The sequence below is a fragment of the Micromonospora endolithica genome (assembly GCF_003626595.1).
Classification (GTDB): Bacteria; Actinomycetota; Actinomycetes; order Mycobacteriales; family Micromonosporaceae; genus Micromonospora; species Micromonospora endolithica.
In genome coordinates this window covers 232730-250369 of record NZ_RBAK01000006.1, presented here as the reverse complement: position 1 = coordinate 250369, position 17640 = coordinate 232730, and the positions used below count along the sequence as shown (strand labels likewise).

At 73.2% G+C, this 17640-nt stretch carries 14 protein-coding genes; 6 read left to right on the top strand and 8 right to left on the bottom strand.

The window, feature by feature from the left end:
* Positions 1-41: 41 nt before the first annotated feature.
* The 4 genes from D7223_RS17450 to eda all read right to left on the bottom strand — a co-directional run bounded on the left by D7223_RS17450 (position 42) and on the right by eda (position 3102).
* Positions 42-689, bottom strand: coding sequence for a M23 family metallopeptidase (locus D7223_RS17450; RefSeq protein WP_420330319.1), 648 nt, complete (start codon positions 687-689; stop codon positions 42-44).
* 64 nt (positions 690-753) lie between these two features.
* Positions 754-1284 carry a P-loop NTPase family protein gene (locus D7223_RS17445; RefSeq protein ID WP_120729456.1) on the bottom strand — a complete coding sequence of 177 codons (531 nt, stop codon included), beginning with the start codon at positions 1282-1284 and terminating at the stop codon, positions 754-756.
* 79 nt (positions 1285-1363) lie between these two features.
* Positions 1364-2467, bottom strand: a complete 1104-nt coding sequence (locus D7223_RS17440) for a sugar kinase (RefSeq protein ID WP_120729455.1) — start codon at positions 2465-2467, stop codon at positions 1364-1366.
* Entirely contained in the window at positions 2464-3102 is a 639-nt protein-coding gene (gene eda / locus D7223_RS17435; protein ID WP_238162092.1) for a bifunctional 4-hydroxy-2-oxoglutarate aldolase/2-dehydro-3-deoxy-phosphogluconate aldolase, read from the bottom strand. Before eda ends, D7223_RS17440 begins: the two co-directional genes overlap by 4 nt.
* Before the next feature lie 46 nt (positions 3103-3148).
* Here eda and D7223_RS17430 point away from each other — a divergent pair, with 46 nt between their 5' ends.
* On the top strand, positions 3149-3916 hold the full coding sequence (locus D7223_RS17430) for an IclR family transcriptional regulator (RefSeq protein WP_120729453.1): 768 nt from the start codon (positions 3149-3151) through the stop codon (positions 3914-3916).
* A gap of 79 nt (positions 3917-3995) precedes the next feature.
* On the opposite strand, the gene D7223_RS17425 is transcribed toward D7223_RS17430, so the two are convergent.
* Positions 3996-6257 (bottom strand): catalase, encoded by a 2262-nt coding sequence (locus D7223_RS17425; protein ID WP_120729452.1) that lies wholly within the window; start codon positions 6255-6257, stop codon positions 3996-3998.
* Between the two features lie 100 nt (positions 6258-6357).
* Positions 6358-7425 carry a DUF2855 family protein gene (locus D7223_RS17420; RefSeq protein ID WP_120729451.1) on the bottom strand — a complete coding sequence of 356 codons (1068 nt, stop codon included), beginning with the start codon at positions 7423-7425 and terminating at the stop codon, positions 6358-6360.
* A gap of 195 nt (positions 7426-7620) precedes the next feature.
* On the opposite strand from D7223_RS17420, the gene D7223_RS17415 reads away from it, so the two are divergent.
* From D7223_RS17415 to D7223_RS17405, 3 genes are all read left to right on the top strand, one after another.
* A complete protein-coding gene (locus D7223_RS17415; protein ID WP_120729450.1) occupies positions 7621-9387 on the top strand; it encodes a hypothetical protein in 1767 nt (588 codons plus the stop codon).
* A gap of 42 nt (positions 9388-9429) precedes the next feature.
* Positions 9430-10545, top strand: a complete 1116-nt coding sequence (locus D7223_RS17410) for a glycosyltransferase (protein ID WP_186832239.1) — start codon at positions 9430-9432, stop codon at positions 10543-10545.
* A gap of 148 nt (positions 10546-10693) precedes the next feature.
* On the top strand, positions 10694-11368 hold the full coding sequence (locus D7223_RS17405) for a hypothetical protein (RefSeq protein ID WP_120729448.1): 675 nt from the start codon (positions 10694-10696) through the stop codon (positions 11366-11368).
* Positions 11369-11406: 38 nt separating this feature from the next.
* On the opposite strand, the gene D7223_RS17400 is transcribed toward D7223_RS17405, so the two are convergent.
* Positions 11407-12351, bottom strand: a complete 945-nt coding sequence (locus tag D7223_RS17400; protein WP_120729447.1) for a DMT family transporter — start codon at positions 12349-12351, stop codon at positions 11407-11409.
* Between D7223_RS17400 and D7223_RS17395 the strand changes: the two genes are divergently transcribed.
* Together D7223_RS17395 and D7223_RS17390 are read left to right on the top strand one after the other, a co-directional pair.
* Positions 12350-13744 carry an aminotransferase-like domain-containing protein gene (locus D7223_RS17395; protein WP_120729446.1) on the top strand — a complete coding sequence of 465 codons (1395 nt, stop codon included), beginning with the start codon at positions 12350-12352 and terminating at the stop codon, positions 13742-13744. The genes D7223_RS17400 and D7223_RS17395 overlap by 2 nt on opposite strands.
* Positions 13745-13886: 142 nt before the next feature.
* Complete coding sequence (locus D7223_RS17390; protein WP_120729445.1) at positions 13887-15338, top strand: cellulase family glycosylhydrolase; 1452 nt, start codon at positions 13887-13889, stop codon at positions 15336-15338.
* A 105-nt stretch (positions 15339-15443) separates the two neighbouring features.
* On the opposite strand, the gene D7223_RS17385 is transcribed toward D7223_RS17390, so the two are convergent.
* Complete coding sequence (locus tag D7223_RS17385; RefSeq protein WP_186832242.1) at positions 15444-17573, bottom strand: cellulase family glycosylhydrolase; 2130 nt, start codon at positions 17571-17573, stop codon at positions 15444-15446.
* Positions 17574-17640: the final 67 nt, after the last annotated feature.

The window sequence follows — 17640 nt, the reverse complement described above, 5'->3', positions numbered from 1 at the left end:
CCGAATCCGGTGCACCCGCCGACGTGCCGTGCCGGCGCCGGCTACGGCTGTCCGGCCACGCAGTTGTTGCTCTCCCTACGGACGGTGTACTCCCGCTCGTCGGTGGTGATGCCCGACGGCGACCCGTCGAACCAGGTCTCCACCTTCTCCCAGCCCCGGCGCTGCTCGTAGTGCAGGTGCGGGGCGCCGGAGTTGCCGGTGCTGCCGAGCCGCCCGATCTGCTCCCCCTGGGCCACCTCCTGGCCCTCGCGGACCAGCGGTGGTTCGAGCAGGTGCAGGTACTGCGTCTCCCACCGGCCCCCGTGGTCGATCTTCACCCAGTAGCCGCCGCCCCGACCGCGCGGCCCGTCCGGGTTCTCCGGCGTGCGTCCGCCCAGGGACCCGTTGATGCCCGCCACGGTGACCGTGCCGGCGTAGGAGGCGAGCACCGGACGGCCCCAGGCCTCGCCCTCGGTGGGGAACAGGTCGACGTCGAAGTCGTCGTGGCCGGGGTAGGTGCCCAGCTGCCAGGTCTCGCCGCACGCGACGGGCATCTGGAAGAGCGGGCGTGGGCCCGGCGGGCGCAGCAGCGGCACGGCCACCACGGCGACGGCGACCAGCGCCGCGACCGCCACCAGGGCGAGCACGAGCCGGAGCCGGCGGGTACGGACACGACGGTGGCGGGAACGGGGTGGGTCACCGGTGGTCACCGTCCCGAGCATGGCAGACGGCCGCGAGACGTCACCTGTGGGACTCCCCGGCCCCAACCGGGGCTCATCGGCCGGGCAGGTCGGCGAGCCAGCGCTCCAGGTCCGCCGGGGAGCGGAACAGCACGACCGGCGGGCCGGACGGATCGGCCTGCCAGGCCCGCATCCGTCGCCGGGCCCGGCCGAACGCCGTGACGTGCCACAGCAGGATCGAGTCCCGGGACAGCACGCTGGTCCAGGACTCGCGGTTGCCGTTGCAGATCTCCTCGCGGGTACGCAGCCGGCGGGCGGTGCGGCGCAGCAGCCGCCAGTAGGAGAGCCAGCGCGGGTAGTCCAGGCCGACCACCAGGTCGGCGCGGCCCAGCGGCACGTCCCGCCACCCGTGGTACGCCCCGTCGAGGATCCACCGCTCCCGCCGGCAGACCGCCTCGATCCGGCTGCGCTGCGTCGCCACCGGCACCTCCACCCAGCCGGGCTGCCAGAGCAGGTCGTCGACCGGGTACCAGGGCAGCCCCAACCGGTCGGCCAGCCGCTCGGCGAGGGTGGACTTGCCGGCGCCGTACACCGCGTAGACCAGGATCCGCCTCGGAGCGCTCACCGCGGCAGCGTACGCAGTGGCCGTCGGGCCCGGCGGAGGCGGCCGGCGACGCCCACCGCGCCGCCGGCCGCCGGCCCGGTCAGCGCTGGACGCGGGCCCCCGCCCCGCGCATCAGCGCCTCCACCTCCGCGCGGCTGGCCATCGACGTGTCGCCGGGGGTGGTCATCGCCAGCGCGCCGTGCGCGGCACCGTACTCCACCGCCAGCGCCAGGTCGCCGCCGCGCTCCAGCAGGCCGTAGATCAGCCCGGAGGCGAAGCTGTCCCCGCCGCCGACCCGGTCCAGGATCTCCAGGCCGGGCCGGTGGGTGGCCTCGGCGAACGCGTCGCCGGCCCAGGCCACCGCACCCCAGTCGTTGACCGTCGCGCTGCGCACGCCGCGCAGCGTGGTCGCGACGACCGCGAAGTTCGGGTACGCCCGCACCACGTCGGTGATCATCGCCTTGAAGTTGCCGGCGTCCAGGGCGCCGGCGTGGATGTCGGTGTCCGGCACCTCGAAGCCGAGACACGCGGTGAAGTCCTCCTCGTTGCCGATCATCACGTCGACGAGGCGGGCGAGCCGGCGGTTCACCTCGCGGGCCCGGTCCTGGCCGCCGACGGCCTTCCACAGGCTCGGCCGGTAGTTGAGGTCGTACGACACGAGGGTGCCGTGCCGGCGCGCGGCGGTCATCGCGGCCTCGGCGGTCCGCGCCGCCGTCTCGGACAGCGCGGCGTAGATGCCGCCGGTGTGCAGCCACCGCACGCCGAGTGTCCCGAAGAGGTGGTCCCAGTCGACGTCGTCGGGCGCGAGCCGGCTGGCCGCCGAGTGGCCCCGGTCGGACGTGCCGACGGCGCCACGCACGCCGAAGCCCCGTTCGGTGAAGTTCAGCCCGTTGCGGACCTCGCGGCCGATGCCGTCGTACGGCATCCAGGTGATCAGGCTGGTGTCCACGCCGCCGGTGAGGACCAGGTCCTCCAGCAGCCGACCGACCTCGTTGTCGGCGAACGCGGTGACCACCGCGGTCCGCAGGCCGAAGCAGCGGCGCAGGCCGCGGGCGACGTTGTACTCCCCGCCGCCTTCGGAGGCCCGGAACGTGCGTGCGGTGCGGACCCGGCCCTCGCCGGGGTCGAGCCGGAGCATGACCTCGCCGAGCGAGACCAGGTCGAACCGGCACTCGGCGGCCGGCCGGGGCGTGACGACGCTCATGCCGCACCCCCGGCGCTGGCCAGCGCCTGCCGGGTCCGGGCGGTGATCTCGTCCCAGTCCTCGTCGGCGATCAGTTCCGCCGCGACGATCCAGCTCGCGCCGACCGCCAGCACGGCGGGCACGGCGAGGTAGTCCGCGATCACGTCGGGGGTGATGCCGCCGGTCGGGATGAAGCGCACGCCCCGGAACGGCGCCGCGAGCGCCTTGATCATCTCGACGCCGCCGAGCTGCCGCGCCGGAAAGAACTTGACCGTGTCCAGGCCCGCGTCCAGGGCCATCTGGATCTCGGTGGCGGTGGCGGCACCGGGCACCACCGGCACGCCGGCGGTGCGACAGGCGTCGACCACCGCGGGCGCGAACCCCGGTGTCACGACGAACCGGGCGCCGGCCGCGACGGCCCGCCCGGCCTGCGCGGCGTCGAGCACCGTGCCGGCACCGACGGTCAGGTCTCCCCGGGCCGCCAGCTTCGCGATGGCGGCCAGCCCGGCCGGCGTACGCAGGGTCACCTCGACGGCGGCGAGACCACCCTTGACCAGCGCGTCGCCGAGGGCGTCGGCATGCCGGGCATCGTCCAGGACCACGACGGGAAGGACCCGCCCGACGGATAGCTGTTCATTCTCGTGAACGTCAGTCACGTATGTGACCATACTGAAGGGGTCGGGTGTTCGCTAGAGTGACGTCGTGCCCGAGGACTTCCAGCCCGTCAAGTCGGCCGGGCGCACGCTCGACCTGCTCGAGCTGCTCGCCGACCAGCCGCACGCGTGGGCGCTGGGCGACCTGGCCCGGGCCCTGGGCATCCCGAAGAGCAGCCTGCACGGCCTGCTGCGCACCCTGACCGGTCGAGGCTGGGTGCGGACCGACGACACCGGCACCCGGTTCCGCCTCGGCATGCGGGCGCTGCGGGTCGGCGCGGCCTACCTCGACGGGGACGACAGCGTCAGCCTGCTGGCCGGGGTCCTGGACGAGTTGTCCCGCGAGTTCGGGGAGGCCGTGCACCTCGGCCGGCTCGACGGCGACCAGGTCGTCTACCTCGCCAAGCGCGAGTCGGTGCACCGGCTGCGGCTCTACAGCGCGGTCGGCCGACGCCTGCCGGCGCACGCCACCGCGCTGGGCAAGGCGCTGCTCGCCGGACATCCGGACGCCGAGGTGGACCGGCTGCTGACCTGGCCGCTGCCCCGGCTCACCCCGCACACGATCACCGACCGCCGGCCGTTGCACGCCGCCCTGGCCGCGGTACGGGCGAGCGGCCACGCGGTCGACCGGGAGGAGAACGCCGAGGGCATCGTGTGCTTCGCGGTGGCCGTTCCGCTGGCCACGCCGGCGGTCGACGCGGTCAGCGTCTCGGTGCCGGTGACCCGCCTGCGACCGGAGTTGGAGACGTCGATCGTGGCGTCCCTGCGGCGTACGGTCGGCGACCTGACCCGTGCCCGGGGCATGCTCACCGCCTGAGCGACCGGTGCCCGCCGGGGAGCCGACGCCGTCGGCCGGCCCCAGGAGCGGGGGCCGGCCGACGGCTGGTGGGGTTGGGTCAGGACACCGCGGCGGGGAACCGCTCCCAGGTCCGGTGGGCGGCCATCAACTGCTGCACGTCGGCGAGGACGCCGGCGCCGGAGTCCCCGGTGACGACGCCGGGCGAGCCGGTCACCCCGGCCTGCCGCAGCACCTGGCCGCCGGCGCCCCAGGCGCCGATCGCCTTGGCGTGCCGCCAGGCCTCCTCGACCAGCAGCAGCACCCGCGGGTCCACCGTCACCGAGTCGGCCGCGCCGGCCTTGGCGTCCCGGGCCGGCAGCGCGTCGGGCGCCGGCACCGGCGCGCCGGCCAGCAGCACCGCGTCGAACTCCACCGACCGGGCGGTGGCGAAGGTCCGCTGCACCGGCAGGTCGGCCACCGTGCCGCCGTGCGGGGCGATCAGCAGCGGCACCATGCCGGCGGCGAACACCGCGCGGCGGACCTGGCCGACGCCGTCCAGGTCGCCGTCCGGGTCGACGACGATCCCGACCGTCCGGCCGTCGCCCGGCCATTCCCGGCCGATCTGCGACAGCGCCGGGCTGGGCTCGACGTCGGCGAGCGGGATCGTCGGCTGCGGCGCGGGCAGACCCAGGCCGGTGGCGACCTGCGCGCACAGCACCGGGTCGATGTTGGCCAGGCACTGGAGCTGGCGTTCCTTGATCGCCTGGTGGTAGCACTTGGCGAGCTCGAAGGTGTAGGCCCGGATGATGTGCTCCCGCTCGACCGGTGACATGCTCAACCAGAACAGGCGGGCCTGGCTGAAGTGGTCGTCGAACGAGACCGGGTTGGCGCGTACCTTCGGCGCCTCGGTCACGGTGACCGGCACGTCGAGGAAGGCGTGCTCGGCGTCGCCGGCGGGGAACGGGTTGCCCCCGTCGAGCGAGTTGGGCCGGTACGGCGCCACTCCGGCGTGCACCGCGTGCTGGTGGAAGCCGTCGCGCAGCATGTCGTTGACCGCGGCGTGCGGCCGGTTGATCGGGATCTGCGAGAAGTTCGGGCCGCCCAGCCGGGTCAGCTGCGTGTCCAGGTAGGAGAACAGCCGGCCCTGCAACAGCGGGTCGTTCGTGACGTCGATGCCCGGCGGCAGGTGGCCCAGGTGGAAGGCGACCTGCTCGGTCTCGGCGAAGAAGTTCGTCGGCGTCCGGTCGAGCCGCAGCCGGCCCACCGGCTGCACCGGCGCGAGTTCCTCCGGCACGATCTTCGTCGGGTCCAGCAGGTCGATCCCGGCGAAGGTCTCCTCCGGGGTGTCCGGGAACACCTGAAGGCCGAGTTCCCACTCCGGGTACGCGCCGGCCTCGATCGCGTCGTACAGGTCCCGGCGGTGGAAGTCCGGGTCGATGCCGCCGAGCAGCTGCGCCTCCTCCCAGGTCAGGGAGTGCACGCCGAGCTTCGGCTTCCAGTGGAACTTGACCAGCACCGTCTCCCCGGCCTCGTTGACCAGCCGGAAGGTGTGCACGCCGAAGCCCTCCATCATGCGGTACGACCGGGGGATGCCCCGGTCGGACATGTTCCACATGGTGTGGTGCTGCGCCTCGGTGTGCAGGGAGACGAAGTCCCAGAAGGTGTCGTGCGCGCTCTGCGCCTGCGGGATCTCGCGGTCCGGGTGCGGCTTGCCGGCGTGGATGATGTCCGGGAACTTGATGGCGTCCTGGATGAAGAAGACCGGCATGTTGTTCGCCACGAGGTCGAAGGTGCCCTCGTCGGTGTAGAACTTGGTGGCGAAGCCCCGGGTGTCCCGCACCGTGTCGGCCGATCCGCGCGAGCCGAGGACGGTGGAGAACCGGACGAACACCGCGGTCTCCTTGCCCTTGGCGAGGAAGCCCGCCCGGGTCAGTTCCGTCGCGCTGCCGTAGCCGGTGAACACGCCGTGCGCGCCGGCACCGCGCGCGTGCACCACGCGCTCCGGGATGCGCTCGTGGTCGAAGTGGGTGATCTTCTCCCGCAGGTGGTGGTCCTGGAGCAGGGTCGGGCCGCGCGGCCCCGCCTTCAACGAGTGGTCGGTGTCCCGCAGCCGCGCGCCCTGCGAGGTCGTCAGGTACGTGCCCTGCTGGCCGTTGGCCGTCGTCGGCGCGCCGGTCTCCGCGCCGGTCGGGGTACGCGTCTGCGGCGCGCCCTGCTCCGGCTTCGGCGGGAGCGGATCGTGCCGCGTGGTGGGTTCCTCGACGGTGGGCGGCGCGCTGCCGGGTGCACCGGGTACGTCGGTGGTCAGGGCGTCCGCCACCTTTCCCACCGCGGCCCCCACGACGTCCTTGACTGCCTTGGCGGGTGTGCTGGATTCCATGCCGGGGGTCCTCCATCAGGCGACTACGAGCGTGCCCTGAGTGCCCTACCCTCGGTCGAACCGGCAAAACACCCCGATCCCGACGGAACAGACCCGTCCCTCAGAGCTGGACGACGTGACCGACGCGCGGCGGGGTACGGCCGGCGAGGACGTCGAGCCACGCGTCGCGCAACGCCTCCGGGCCGGTGCCGACCCGGACGTCGAGCCACTGGTCCACCACCGCGGCGAACCGGGCCCAGGCCTCGGCGAACCGCTGGTCGAGGCCCGCGCGGCCCCAGTCCTGGCTCCGCTTGCGCATCTGGTTCGGCGCGAAGAACACCTCGCCGGCGGCGTCCCCGTTCGGGGTCTGGCTGGTGAGGCCGACGGCGACGTCCCGGACCAGCCGGTCGCCCAGGTGCCGGCGCAGGGCGGCCCGGGTCGCGGGCGCCCCGGACAGGTCGAGGTAGGCCGTCGGCACCACGTCCAGCCTGTCCACGTCGGAGTAGGCGAGCACCTCGTCGTAGCAGCCGAGCGACCGGGTGAAGTCGACGTTGCCGGGCGCGGTGAGCCCGACCAGGCGGGGACCCCGGCCGCGCAGTTCGTGGGCGGCGGCGTAGGCGGTCTTGCTGGACGCCGAGGACAGCACCAGCGTGGCGGCCCCGTAGAAGTCGTGGTCGGCGACCTGGTCGGCCAGCATGAAGGAGGTGAAGAACAGGGGCCGGAAGAGGATCAGCAGGTCCTCCTGCTCCACCCGGTACGCCGGGTCGCCGGTGGTCGACCGGTAGGCGTTGTAGGGCGAGGGCAGGTCGGCCCGGTGCGGGCTGGCGTCGCGGAACCCGGTGGCGTCCACCCGGTCCGGCCGCACCACGAGGTGACCGGCCGGCGGCAGGTACCCGTAGACGCGTTGCCCGACGGCGACACCCGGCACGGTCGACGCGACCACCTCGGCGAAGCCCCACACCGGCGGCAGTCCCCGGCGCGGGTCGAGCCCCCGGGGCTCCGGTGGGAAGAACCGCCAGTACCGCAACGCGTCGCCGAGCACCGCGTACGTCACGTTGTTGGCGGTGAGGCCGACCCGGTCCACCCGCAGCAGCGCCTCGCCGTCGGCCAGGTCCGGTGTCGCGCCCTCGACGAGCGTGGTGTCGCTCAGGTCGTCACGCGCCACGGCGAAGGTCCAGGTGTCAGCCATATGGTGACGCTAGGCACCCGCGAAGCACGAGACAAGTGCACTGTGAGTGCAAAATCCCACTGCCCGAACCGGTTGACGCCGGCCGCGCCGGCGACCTCGGGAGCGCTCCCGCCGCTGGCCGGCGGCGAGATCGGTACGCCCACATGGCGGGTCGCTCATCGACATGACGATCCACATCGTGGACCATCTATCTTCATGACCGCCGCCGCCACCGAGACCGTCGACCACCACCAGGAACCCCCGCCCGCCGGCCGCGGCGGGTGGGACCGCTGGCGATGGTTGCGCCACGAATGGACCCTCGCGATGCTCGGCGGTGTGCTGCTGGCCGTGGTGCTGACCTGGCCGACGTTGCGACATCCGGCGACCACGGTCCCCGGGGACATCGGCGACCCCACGCTACAGACGTGGCAGGTGGCCTGGGCCGGGCACGCCCTGCTCGACAACCCGTCCGGTCTCTGGCACTCCAACACCTTCTTCCCCGAGACCTACACCTACGCCTACAGCGACACCCTGCTCGGGTACGCCCCACTGGGCATGCTCGGCTCCGGCTTCGAGGCCGCCCTGATCCGCTACAACGTCCTCTACGTGCTGCTGCACGCGCTGGCGTTCGTCGGCGCGTACGCCCTGGTCCGGCAGCTCGGCGCGGGCCGCCTGGGCGGCGCGGTCGCCGGCATCGCGTGGGCGTTCGCGCCGTGGCGGCTGGCGCACGCCGGGCACCTGAACATCCTCTCCAGCGGTGGCATCGCGCTCTGCCTGGCGATGCTGGCCCGCGGCCACGGATGGTCGCTGCGGCACGGCTACCGGCCGGAGCGACGACGTCCCGGGTGGGCGCTGGCCGGCTGGTGCGTCGCCGCCTGGCAGGTGAGCCTCGGCTTCGCCATCGGGCTGCCGCTGGTCTACTTCCTGCTGGCCGCGGTGGTGGTCGGCGCCGGCGGTTACGGCTGGGCGTGGTGGCGACGCCGCGAGCGGCCCCCGTTCGGCCGCCGGCTGCTGCTCGCCGACCTGGCCGGCGGGGCCGTCTTCGGCGGGGTGACACTGCTGCTGGGTCTGGTCTACCTGAAGGTCGTGGATCTCAACCCGCAGGCCGAGCGCCCACTGGCCTGGACGGAGAGCTTCTCGCCGCCGCTGATCGGCTTCGTCACCGCCCCGGCCGACTCGTGGCTGTGGGGCGAGCGGCACGCGGGCGCCCGGGAGCAGCTGTCCTGGCCGCCGGAGATGGCGTTGCTGCCCGGCCTGACCCTGATGGTGCTGGCCGCCGCCGGGCTGTTCCTCTCGGTCTACCCGGCCCGGCGTCGGGTCGGGTTGGCGCTCGGCGTGCTCGGCACGGTGCTGCTGGGGCTGGGTGCCACCCTCGGCGGCGACGGCGACCCGGGTTACCTGACGCTGTCGAAGCACCTGCCCGGCTGGGACGCCCTGCGCACGCCGGGCCGGATGATGCACTGGACCAGCCTGCTGCTGGCGGTGCTGGCGGCGGGCACCCTGACCGTGCTCACCGAGACGGTCCGGGCCTGGTCGCCGGGGCGGTGGACCCGGTGGCTGGCCCCGGTGGTCCTGCTGGTCCCGCTGGCCCTGGCCGGGCTGGAGGGGGTCAACCGGACGGCGCACCCGGTGGTGCCGCCGCCACCGGCCGCGATGCGTACGGCCACCGACCCGATGCTGGTGCTGCCCGCCGGCGGCGCGCTCGATCTGATCTACATGTCCTGGACCACCGACGGGTTCCCCCGGGTGACCAACGGGCTGGCCGGCTTCGAACCGGCCACCCAGGCGCAGACCCGGGCCGCCACGGCTACCTTCCCCGACCCGACCAGCGTGGCGTACCTGCGGAGCATCGGGGTGCGGACGGTGGTGGCCCTGCCGGGTTGGGCCGGCGGAACGCCGTGGGAGGGCATCGCGGCCCGGCCGGTCGACGGCCTGGGCATCACCCGGGAGGACATCGACGGTGTGCTCGTCTACCGCCTGTGACCGGGCACCCGGGGGCCGTCACGGCGGCACCGGCGGGGTGGGGTGACCGGGATGCGCCTGTCGCTGGTGGTGCCCTGCTTCAACGAGGAGGACTCGGTCGAGCGGCTGCACGCGGCGGTGACCGCCGCGTGCGCGGAGCTGTCCGACGTCGAGGTCGAGATCGTGTACGTCGACGACGGCAGCCAGGACGGCACCCTCGCCGCGCTGCGCCGGCTGGCCGCCGCCGACCCGACCGTGGGTTACACGTCGCTGAGCCGCAACTTCGGCAAGGAGGCGGCGATGCTGGCCGGCCTGGAGCGGGCCACCGGCGACGCGGTGGTCATCATGGACGCCGACCTGCAACATCCGCCCCGGCTGCTGCCCGAGATGGTGGCGCTGTACCGGCAGGGCTTCGACCAGGTGATCGCCCGGCGGGACCGGCGTGGCGACCGGTTCCTGCGTACGGTGGCCTCCCGCTCCTTCTACCGGCTGGTCAACTGGTGGATCGACGTACGGCTGCTGGACGGGGCGGGTGACTTCCGGCTGCTGTCCCGGCTCGCGGTGGACGCGGTGCTCGCGATGCCGGAGTACAACCGGTTCTCCAAGGGGCTGTTCTCCTGGATCGGCTTCCGGACGGTGGTGGTCGCCCACCGCAACGAGAGCCGGCAGTCCGGACGGAGCAGGTGGACGCTGGGCAAGCTGTTCAACTACGCGTTCGACGGGCTGCTGTCGTTCAACAACCGGCCGCTGCGGCTGGCGATCTACGGTGGCCTGTTCCTCACCCTGCTCGCGGTGGTCTACATGGCCTGGGTGGTCGAGGACGCGCTCAGCCGCGGCATCGACGTGCCCGGATACACCACCACCATCATCAGCGTGATCGGGCTCGGGGGCATCCAGATGACGATCCTGGGGGTGATCGGCGAGTACATCGGCCGGATCTACTACGAGTCCAAACGCCGGCCGCACTACCTGGTCCAGGAGACCGAGGCTCTCCTCACGCGTACCGACGGGGCGCCCCGGGTGCCCGCGCGGCCGGTCGACCGGCCGGCTACGCCGGCCCGCGAGGACCTCCCCCGGCACCGCTCGCTGCGCCGGGCCGCCGAGGAGTCGGTGGCCGCGAGCGAGTCGGTGGCCGCCGGCGAGTCGACGCCCGGCGACGCGTCCACCGGCGGCGTATGATCGGGCGATCGACGTACGGCGATCAGTTGCGGCGTCGGCGGCACTGGCCACGGCCATCATCGTCGCCGTCGGGGGTTGCGCCGCCCCGCCCAGCGAGCGCGACCTGGCCGACGAGCACCGGGCGGGCCTGACCCGCGTACGAGCGGCGTTGCTCGACCTGGCCCCGGCCCTGCCGGCCCGGGGCGGGTACCGGCCCGGGACCTGCCCACGACCGATCCGACCCGACGGCCCGGTGGCCACGGTCCGCTGGAACCGGCCGCCCGAGTCCACCATGCTGGTGATGATGGAGGGTGAGCTGCGCACCCTGGACACGGGTGGCTTCGACTCGCCGTACGACTTCAGTCTCACCGGCGCCGGCCGGGCGGACGGCGCGTTCGTCGACGCCACGGTCTACGCGGCGCTGGAACTGCGCGGTGAACGGCTGTCGGAGGAGAAGGCCGCTCCGGACTACCTCGCGGACCAGCTCGCCATGATCGACCGCCTCGAGTACGTGCTCGTCGTCCGTCCGACCGGCTACCTGGATCCGGTACCCGCGTTCGCGCACCAACCGTTCCGCGAGAACGCCGACGGTTCCCCCGTGGTACCGCCCGCACCCGGATGGGTCACCCTCGACCTGCTGGTGATGGACCTGGACAGCCGGCAACTGCGCTGCGCCTTCGCCGTCCGGGCGGAACCCGATTTCGGGTTCGGCACCCAACGGGGTGTCCCGCTCAAGGTGGCGGTGGACCGACACCTCGCCTTCCGGGCTGGCGACGAGATCAACGACGCGCTGGAGGGCAGTGCCTGCTGCGACGCCGTGGAGATCCCGCTGCCGCGGCCCTGAGAGCGCGACGAACGAGCGGGGCGATCGGTCCCGCCGGATCACCGCCGGGTCGGCGACGCCGGGGGCGGCGGCACGCGGGCACGGGTCCGCTGGATCAGCACGACGCAGGCCAGCACCACCAGTGCGGCCAGGACCGAGGCGGGCGCGACGGTCTCGCCGAGCAGCGACGCCGACCAGAGCAGGGTGAGCACCGGCTGCGCGAGTTGGAGCTGGCCGACCCGCGCGATGCCACCCCGGGCCAAACCCGCGTACCAGGCGAAGAAGCCGAGGAACATGGAGACCACGGTGAGATAGCCGAACGCCGACCAGGCGGCGGCGCCGGCGCGCGGCGGGTCGGCCACGGCGGCGATCACGGTGACCGGGAGGGTGACCGGCAGCGCGAGCAGCAGCGCCCAGCAGATGGTGCGGGCGCCACCGAGTTCGCGGGCGAGCGCGCCGCCTTCGGCGTATCCCAGCCCGCAGAGCACGACCGCCGCCAGCAGGAACAGGTCGGCCGGGGAGAGCGCACCGCGCACCGCACCGCTGGCGCCGAGGAAGACCAGCACCGCCAGCATCCCGCCGGCACTCGCGGCCCAGAACAGCGGCGGCGGACGCTCGCCGGCCCGGAGCACCGCGAACACGGCGGTCAGGGCGGGCAGGACGGCGATGACGACCGCGCCGTGCGCGGAGGTCTGGGTGAGCAGCGCCAGCGAGGTGAACAGCGGAAAGCCGACGACGACACCGACGGCGACGATCGACAGCCGGCGCGCCTGGTCGCCGGTGGGGTGCGGCGCACCGGTGCACCACAGGTACGCCCCGGCCAGCAGCGCGGCGCCGACCGACCGGCCGAAGGCGACGAACCACGGATCGAGCTGCTGCACCCCGACGCGGGTGGCCGGCAACGACAGGCTGAAGGCGAGCACGCCCAGCGCGCCGAGGACGAGCCCGGCGTGGCGATCCGCCGTTACCGTGGTCGGGACAGTAGCGCTACTCTTAGCCCTCATGGAGAACGGTAACGCAACGGCACGCGTTATCCAAGATCTACGTGCCCGGGTGGCCGCCGCCGAGCCCGGCACCCGGCTGCCCTCGATGCGCGCGCTGACCGCGCGACACCGGGCCTCGCCGGTCACCGTGGCCGAGGCCGTCCGGCAGCTGGCGGCCGAGGGCCTGATCGAGACCCGCTCCGGTCGGGGCACCTTCGTGGCCACCGCGCCGCCCGAACGACGGGCGCCCGACCTGTCGTGGCAGACCGTGGCGCTCGGTCCCCGCCGACCCGGCGAGGCGGAGATGCGGGCGCTGCTGGCGCTGCCCCCGGCGGGAGCGATTCCGCTGTCCGGCGGCTACCTCGACCCGGACCTGCAACCGGCCGCGGCGCTCGGAGCGGCGCTGGCCCGGGCCGCCCGACAGCCGGCGTCCTGGCAGCGCGGCCCGGTCGAGGGGCGGGCCGATCTGCGCGCCTGGTTCGCCCGCGAGTCCGGGACCGGGCTGCGCGCCGACGACATGGTGATCTGCCCTGGCGGGCAGGCCGCCCTGTCGTCCACGCTGCGCGCCCTCACCACGCCCGGTGACACCCTGCTGGTCGAGTCCCCCACCTACCTGGGCGCGCTGGCCACCGCGCGCGCGGCAGGTCTGCGGGTGGTGCCGGTGCCCGCCGACGCCGACGGGGTACGGCCCGACCACCTCGCCGCCGCGTTCGCCCGTACCGGCGCACGCCTGTTCTACTGCCAGCCGCTGCACGCCAACCCGCACGGCGCGACCCTTGCCGGCCACCGGCGGGCGCCGGTCACCGAGGCGGTACGCGACGCCGGGGCCTTCCTGATCGAGGACGACTACGCACGCGACCTCACCGTCGACGGGGACGCCCCACCGCCACTGGCCGCCGACGACCCCGACGGTCACGTCGTCTACCTGCGTTCGCTGACCAAGTCGGCCGCCCCCGGGCTGCGCGTCGCCGCGATCGGCGCCCGCGGTCCGGCCGGTGCCCGGCTGCGCGCGAGCCGGCTGCTCGACGACTTCTTCGTGGCCGGCCCGCTGCAACAGGCCACCCTCGAATTCGTCACCGCCCCGGCCAGGGCGCGCCACCAGCGCGCCCTGCGGACCGCGCTGCGGACCCGCCGGGAGGCCCTGCTGACCGCGCTGCGCCGGCACCTGCCCGACCTCGTCCCGGCCGAGGTCCCGACCGGCGGCCTGCATCTCTGGGTGCGCCTGGCGGAGGGCACCGACGACGTCGCGGTGGCCGCCGCCGCGGTGACCGAGGGGGTCGTCGTGTTCCCCGGCCGCCCCTGGTACGCCGCCGAACCGCCGGCCCCCCACCTGCGCCTCACCTACGCCGCGGCCCCGCCCGAGCTGATGGACGAGGCGGTGCGTCGCCTCGCCCGCGCTCTGCACGAATCCTGAGTGGACCGCCGAACCCTCCCACCGCGGCCTCGGGCGGACTTCGACACAGCTAGATGTTGCACGCCGGTTTCGTCCCCTCTAAGCTGCCGTGGGAGCGCTCCCGAACCGGCACCCCCACCACCACCGGAATGAGACCCTCCCGATGAGACGACTCTCCCTGCCCTCGCGACGGCAACTCCTCGCGACCGGCGCCGTCTGCGCGCTGACCCTCGGCGCTACCGTCGCGCTCTCCACCGCCAGCGCGTCGGCGGCCACCGGCTGCGCCGTGACATACACGACCAACAGCTGGACCGGAGGCTTCACCGCCTCCGTCACCATTCGCAACCTCGGCGACCCGGTCAGCGACTGGACCCTCGGCTTCAGCTTCCCCGACCCGGGACAGCGCGTGGTCCAGGGCTGGTCGGCGACGTACAGCCAGTCGGGTTCGGCGGTCACCGCGCGCAGCGTGGGCTACAACGGCTCCCTGGGCACCGGCGCCTCCACCACGATCGGCTTCAACGGCTCGTGGACCGGCAGCAACCCGTCGCCGACGTCGTTCACCCTCAACGGCACCGTCTGCACCGGCGGCACGACGAACCCGACCACCCCGCCGCCGCCGACCACTCCCCCGCCCACCACTCCCCCGCCCACCACGCCACCCCCGACCACGCCGCCGCCGGGCGGCCAGACCCCGGTGGCGATCAACGGCCAGCTCCGGGTGTGCGGGGCCAACCTGTGCAACCAGCACGGCCGGCCGATCCAGCTGCGCGGCATGAGCAGCCACGGCATCCAGTGGTTCCCGCAGTGCTCCAAGGACCAGGCGCTCGACGCCCTCGCCACCGACTGGCGGGCCGACCTCTACCGGGTCGCCATGTACGTCCAGGAGGACGGCTACGAGACCGACCCGGCCGGCTTCACCGCCCGGGTCAACGACCTGGTCGACAAGACCACCGCCCGGGGCATGTACGCCCTGATCGACTTCCACACGCTGACCCCGGGTGACCCGATGTTCAACCTGGAGCGGGCCAAGACCTTCTTCGCGGCCGTCTCCGCCCGGCACGCCAACAAGAACAACGTGATCTATGAGATCACCAACGAGCCCAACGGCGTCAGCTGGTCCACCATCAAGAACTACGCCGAGCAGGTCATCCCGGTCATCCGCGCCAACGACCCGGACGCGGTGGTCATCGTCGGCACCCGGGCCTGGTCGTCGCTGGGCGTCTCCGAGGGCGGCAACGCCACCGAGGTCATCAACAACCCGGTGAACGCCAGCAACGTGATGTACGCCTTCCACTTCTATGCCGCCTCGCACCGGGACAACTACCGGGCGGAGCTGGAGCGGGCCGCCGCCCGGCTGCCCATGTTCGTCACCGAGTTCGGCACCGTCTCGTACACCGGTGACGGCGCCGCCGACCTGGCCAGCAGCGCCGCCTGGGTGGACCTGATGGACCGCCTCAAGATCAGTTACGCGAACTGGACGTTCTCCGACAAGGCCGAGGGCAGCGCCGCGCTGCGCCCGGGCACCTGCAACGGCACCCAGTTCGCCGGTACCTCGGTGCTGACCGAGTCGGGCACCTTCATGCGCAACCGGATCCGTACCCCGGACAACTTCTGACCCCTCCTTCCCCGAGCGGGCGCTCCGTCCATCCCGGACGGGGCGCCCGCCCCGCGCGAGGGCCGCGACCGGCTTGCGGTCGCGGCCCTCGATCTTGGTACGGGGTCAGCCGACCCGGGCGGTGCTGGTGGTGGTGCCGGTTACCGTGCTGCCCTGCCGGGTGACGGCGTAGGTGACGGTCGCCCCGCTCCAGAAGTGGAAGGTGAGGTTCACCCGGGCACCGTCGTTGACCTCGGCGAAGAAGGCCTCGGTCAGGGTGATGCGGTTACCGGTGTAGTCGGGCGAGAAGGTCACGTCGAACTCCTTGAACGACGTCCAGTTGTGCGGGCCGGCGTTGCTGCCGTCGGCGTACTTCGCCTCCATGGTGGCGAGCTGGTCGCCCCGGAACTGGGTCGGCACGGCGAACGACGTGGTGGTCCCGGTCGCGTGGGACAGCACCGGCCGGTCGTACGTGATCACGTCGATCCGCCACGGCACGCCGGTGGAGAACCGGGCGTGCAGGGTGGCGTTCACGCCGTACGCCCGGTTGCCGACCAGCCGGGTCAGCGCGCTCGCGGTGAGTGTGAGTTGGTTGCCCGACACGGTGTAGTCGGTGCCCTGCACCAGGTTGGCGCTGCCCTGGCGCAGCCCCTGGAAGGCGGTGCCGTTGAGGTTCAGGGTCAGCGTCCTGGCCGTCACCGAGCCGGTACGCGGCACGTACACCTGGTCGGAGGACGCGGTGCCGGACCGGGTGGTCCAGCTCGACGTGATCTGGGCGAACAGCTCCGGGTCCTTCCACCGGAAGGCGGTCCGGTCGAAGTGCTGGCCGTTGTCCCAGAGCTGGGTGGTGAGCTGCCGGGACCGGGCGTACCAGCCGAGGAACTCGAAGAACTTCAACTTCTCGCCCTGCTCGATGGTGCCGGTGTGCCGGTCGAAGCCGAGCAGCCCGTACTCGCCGATGACCACCGGGATGCCCTTGGCGACGAAGGCGTTGTGCACCCGGTCGAAGGCGTCGGTCAGGTCCTTCTGGGCGGTGGCGTCGAACCGGATGCCGCCGGCGACGTTCACGCTGAACGGCCAGTAGCCGTAGAAGTGCACGGTGGCGATCAGGTTGCGGTCGTCGAGCTGGCCGAGGGTGGCGGTCAGCTCGTCGAGGCGGGCCTGGTCCGACGAGGTGTGCAGGGTCGGCAGGACGAGCATCCGGGTGGCGTTGCCGCCGCCGGAGGCTCGCACGATCCGGTGGAAGGACGTGTTCAGCTCGTGCAGCAGCTGCGCGTTCTGGGCGTCACCGGAGCTGTTGGCGAACTGCGGTTCGTTGACGCTCTCGAAGTGCAGCTTCGGCGAGGCGTCCCGGAACGCGGCGGCGATCTGGGTCCAGAGCGCGTTGTACCGGTTGAGCACGGTGGTCCGGTCGGTCGGCATCGCGTTGATCCACTGCCACGAGTCGTGGTGAATGTTGATCATCACGTAGAAACCGTCGGCCAGCGCCCAGCCGACAACCTCCTTGATCCGGTTCAGCCAGGCCGGGTCGATGGTGTACGCCGGCGCCGGCCCGTGGTGGTTGCTCCAGGTGACCGGGATCCGGATGCTGTTGAAGCCCTGCGCCCGGATCGCGTCCAGCTGCGCCTCGGTGACCCGCGGGTTGCCCCAGGCGGTCTCGTCGGCCCCGACCGCGTCGAAGGTGTTGCCCAGGTTCCAGCCGGGCTGCATCGCGGCCACGTAGGCCATCGGGTCGCCGGCCGGCGGCGGGGTCGTCGGGGGCGGCGTGGTCGGCGGCGGGGTCGTCGGCGGCGGGGTGGTCGGCGGACCGGTGGTGGGCCCGACGCCGCCGGTGCAGGTGACGCCGTTGAGGGCGAACGAGGTCGGGGCCGGGTTGGACCCGCTCCACGAGCCGTTGAAGCCGAACGAGACGGTGCCGTTGGTGCCGATGGCGGCGTTGTAGCCGACATTGCTGGCGGTGACGTTCGCACCGGCGGAGGTGACGGTGGCGTTCCACGCCGAGGTCACCTGCTGGCCGGCGGGGAACGTCCAGGTCAGCCGCCAGCCGTTGAGCGGGTCGCCGAGGTTGGTGACGGCCACGTTGGCGGTGAACCCGCCGGGCCACTGGTTGGTCGAGTACGCCACCGAGCAGCCGGCGGCGGCGTGCGCGCTCACCGCGAACGTCATGCCGAGGCTCACCAGCAGCAGCGTGAGGGCGCCGGTGAACACACTCAGTCGCCATCGGGTCCTTGTCGTCGTGCCTCGTATTCCGGCCATGACGCTCCTCGCCTGGGGTTGCACTGGGACGGGAATGCGGCGGGGCGGCACCGGGAACGCGGGCGAC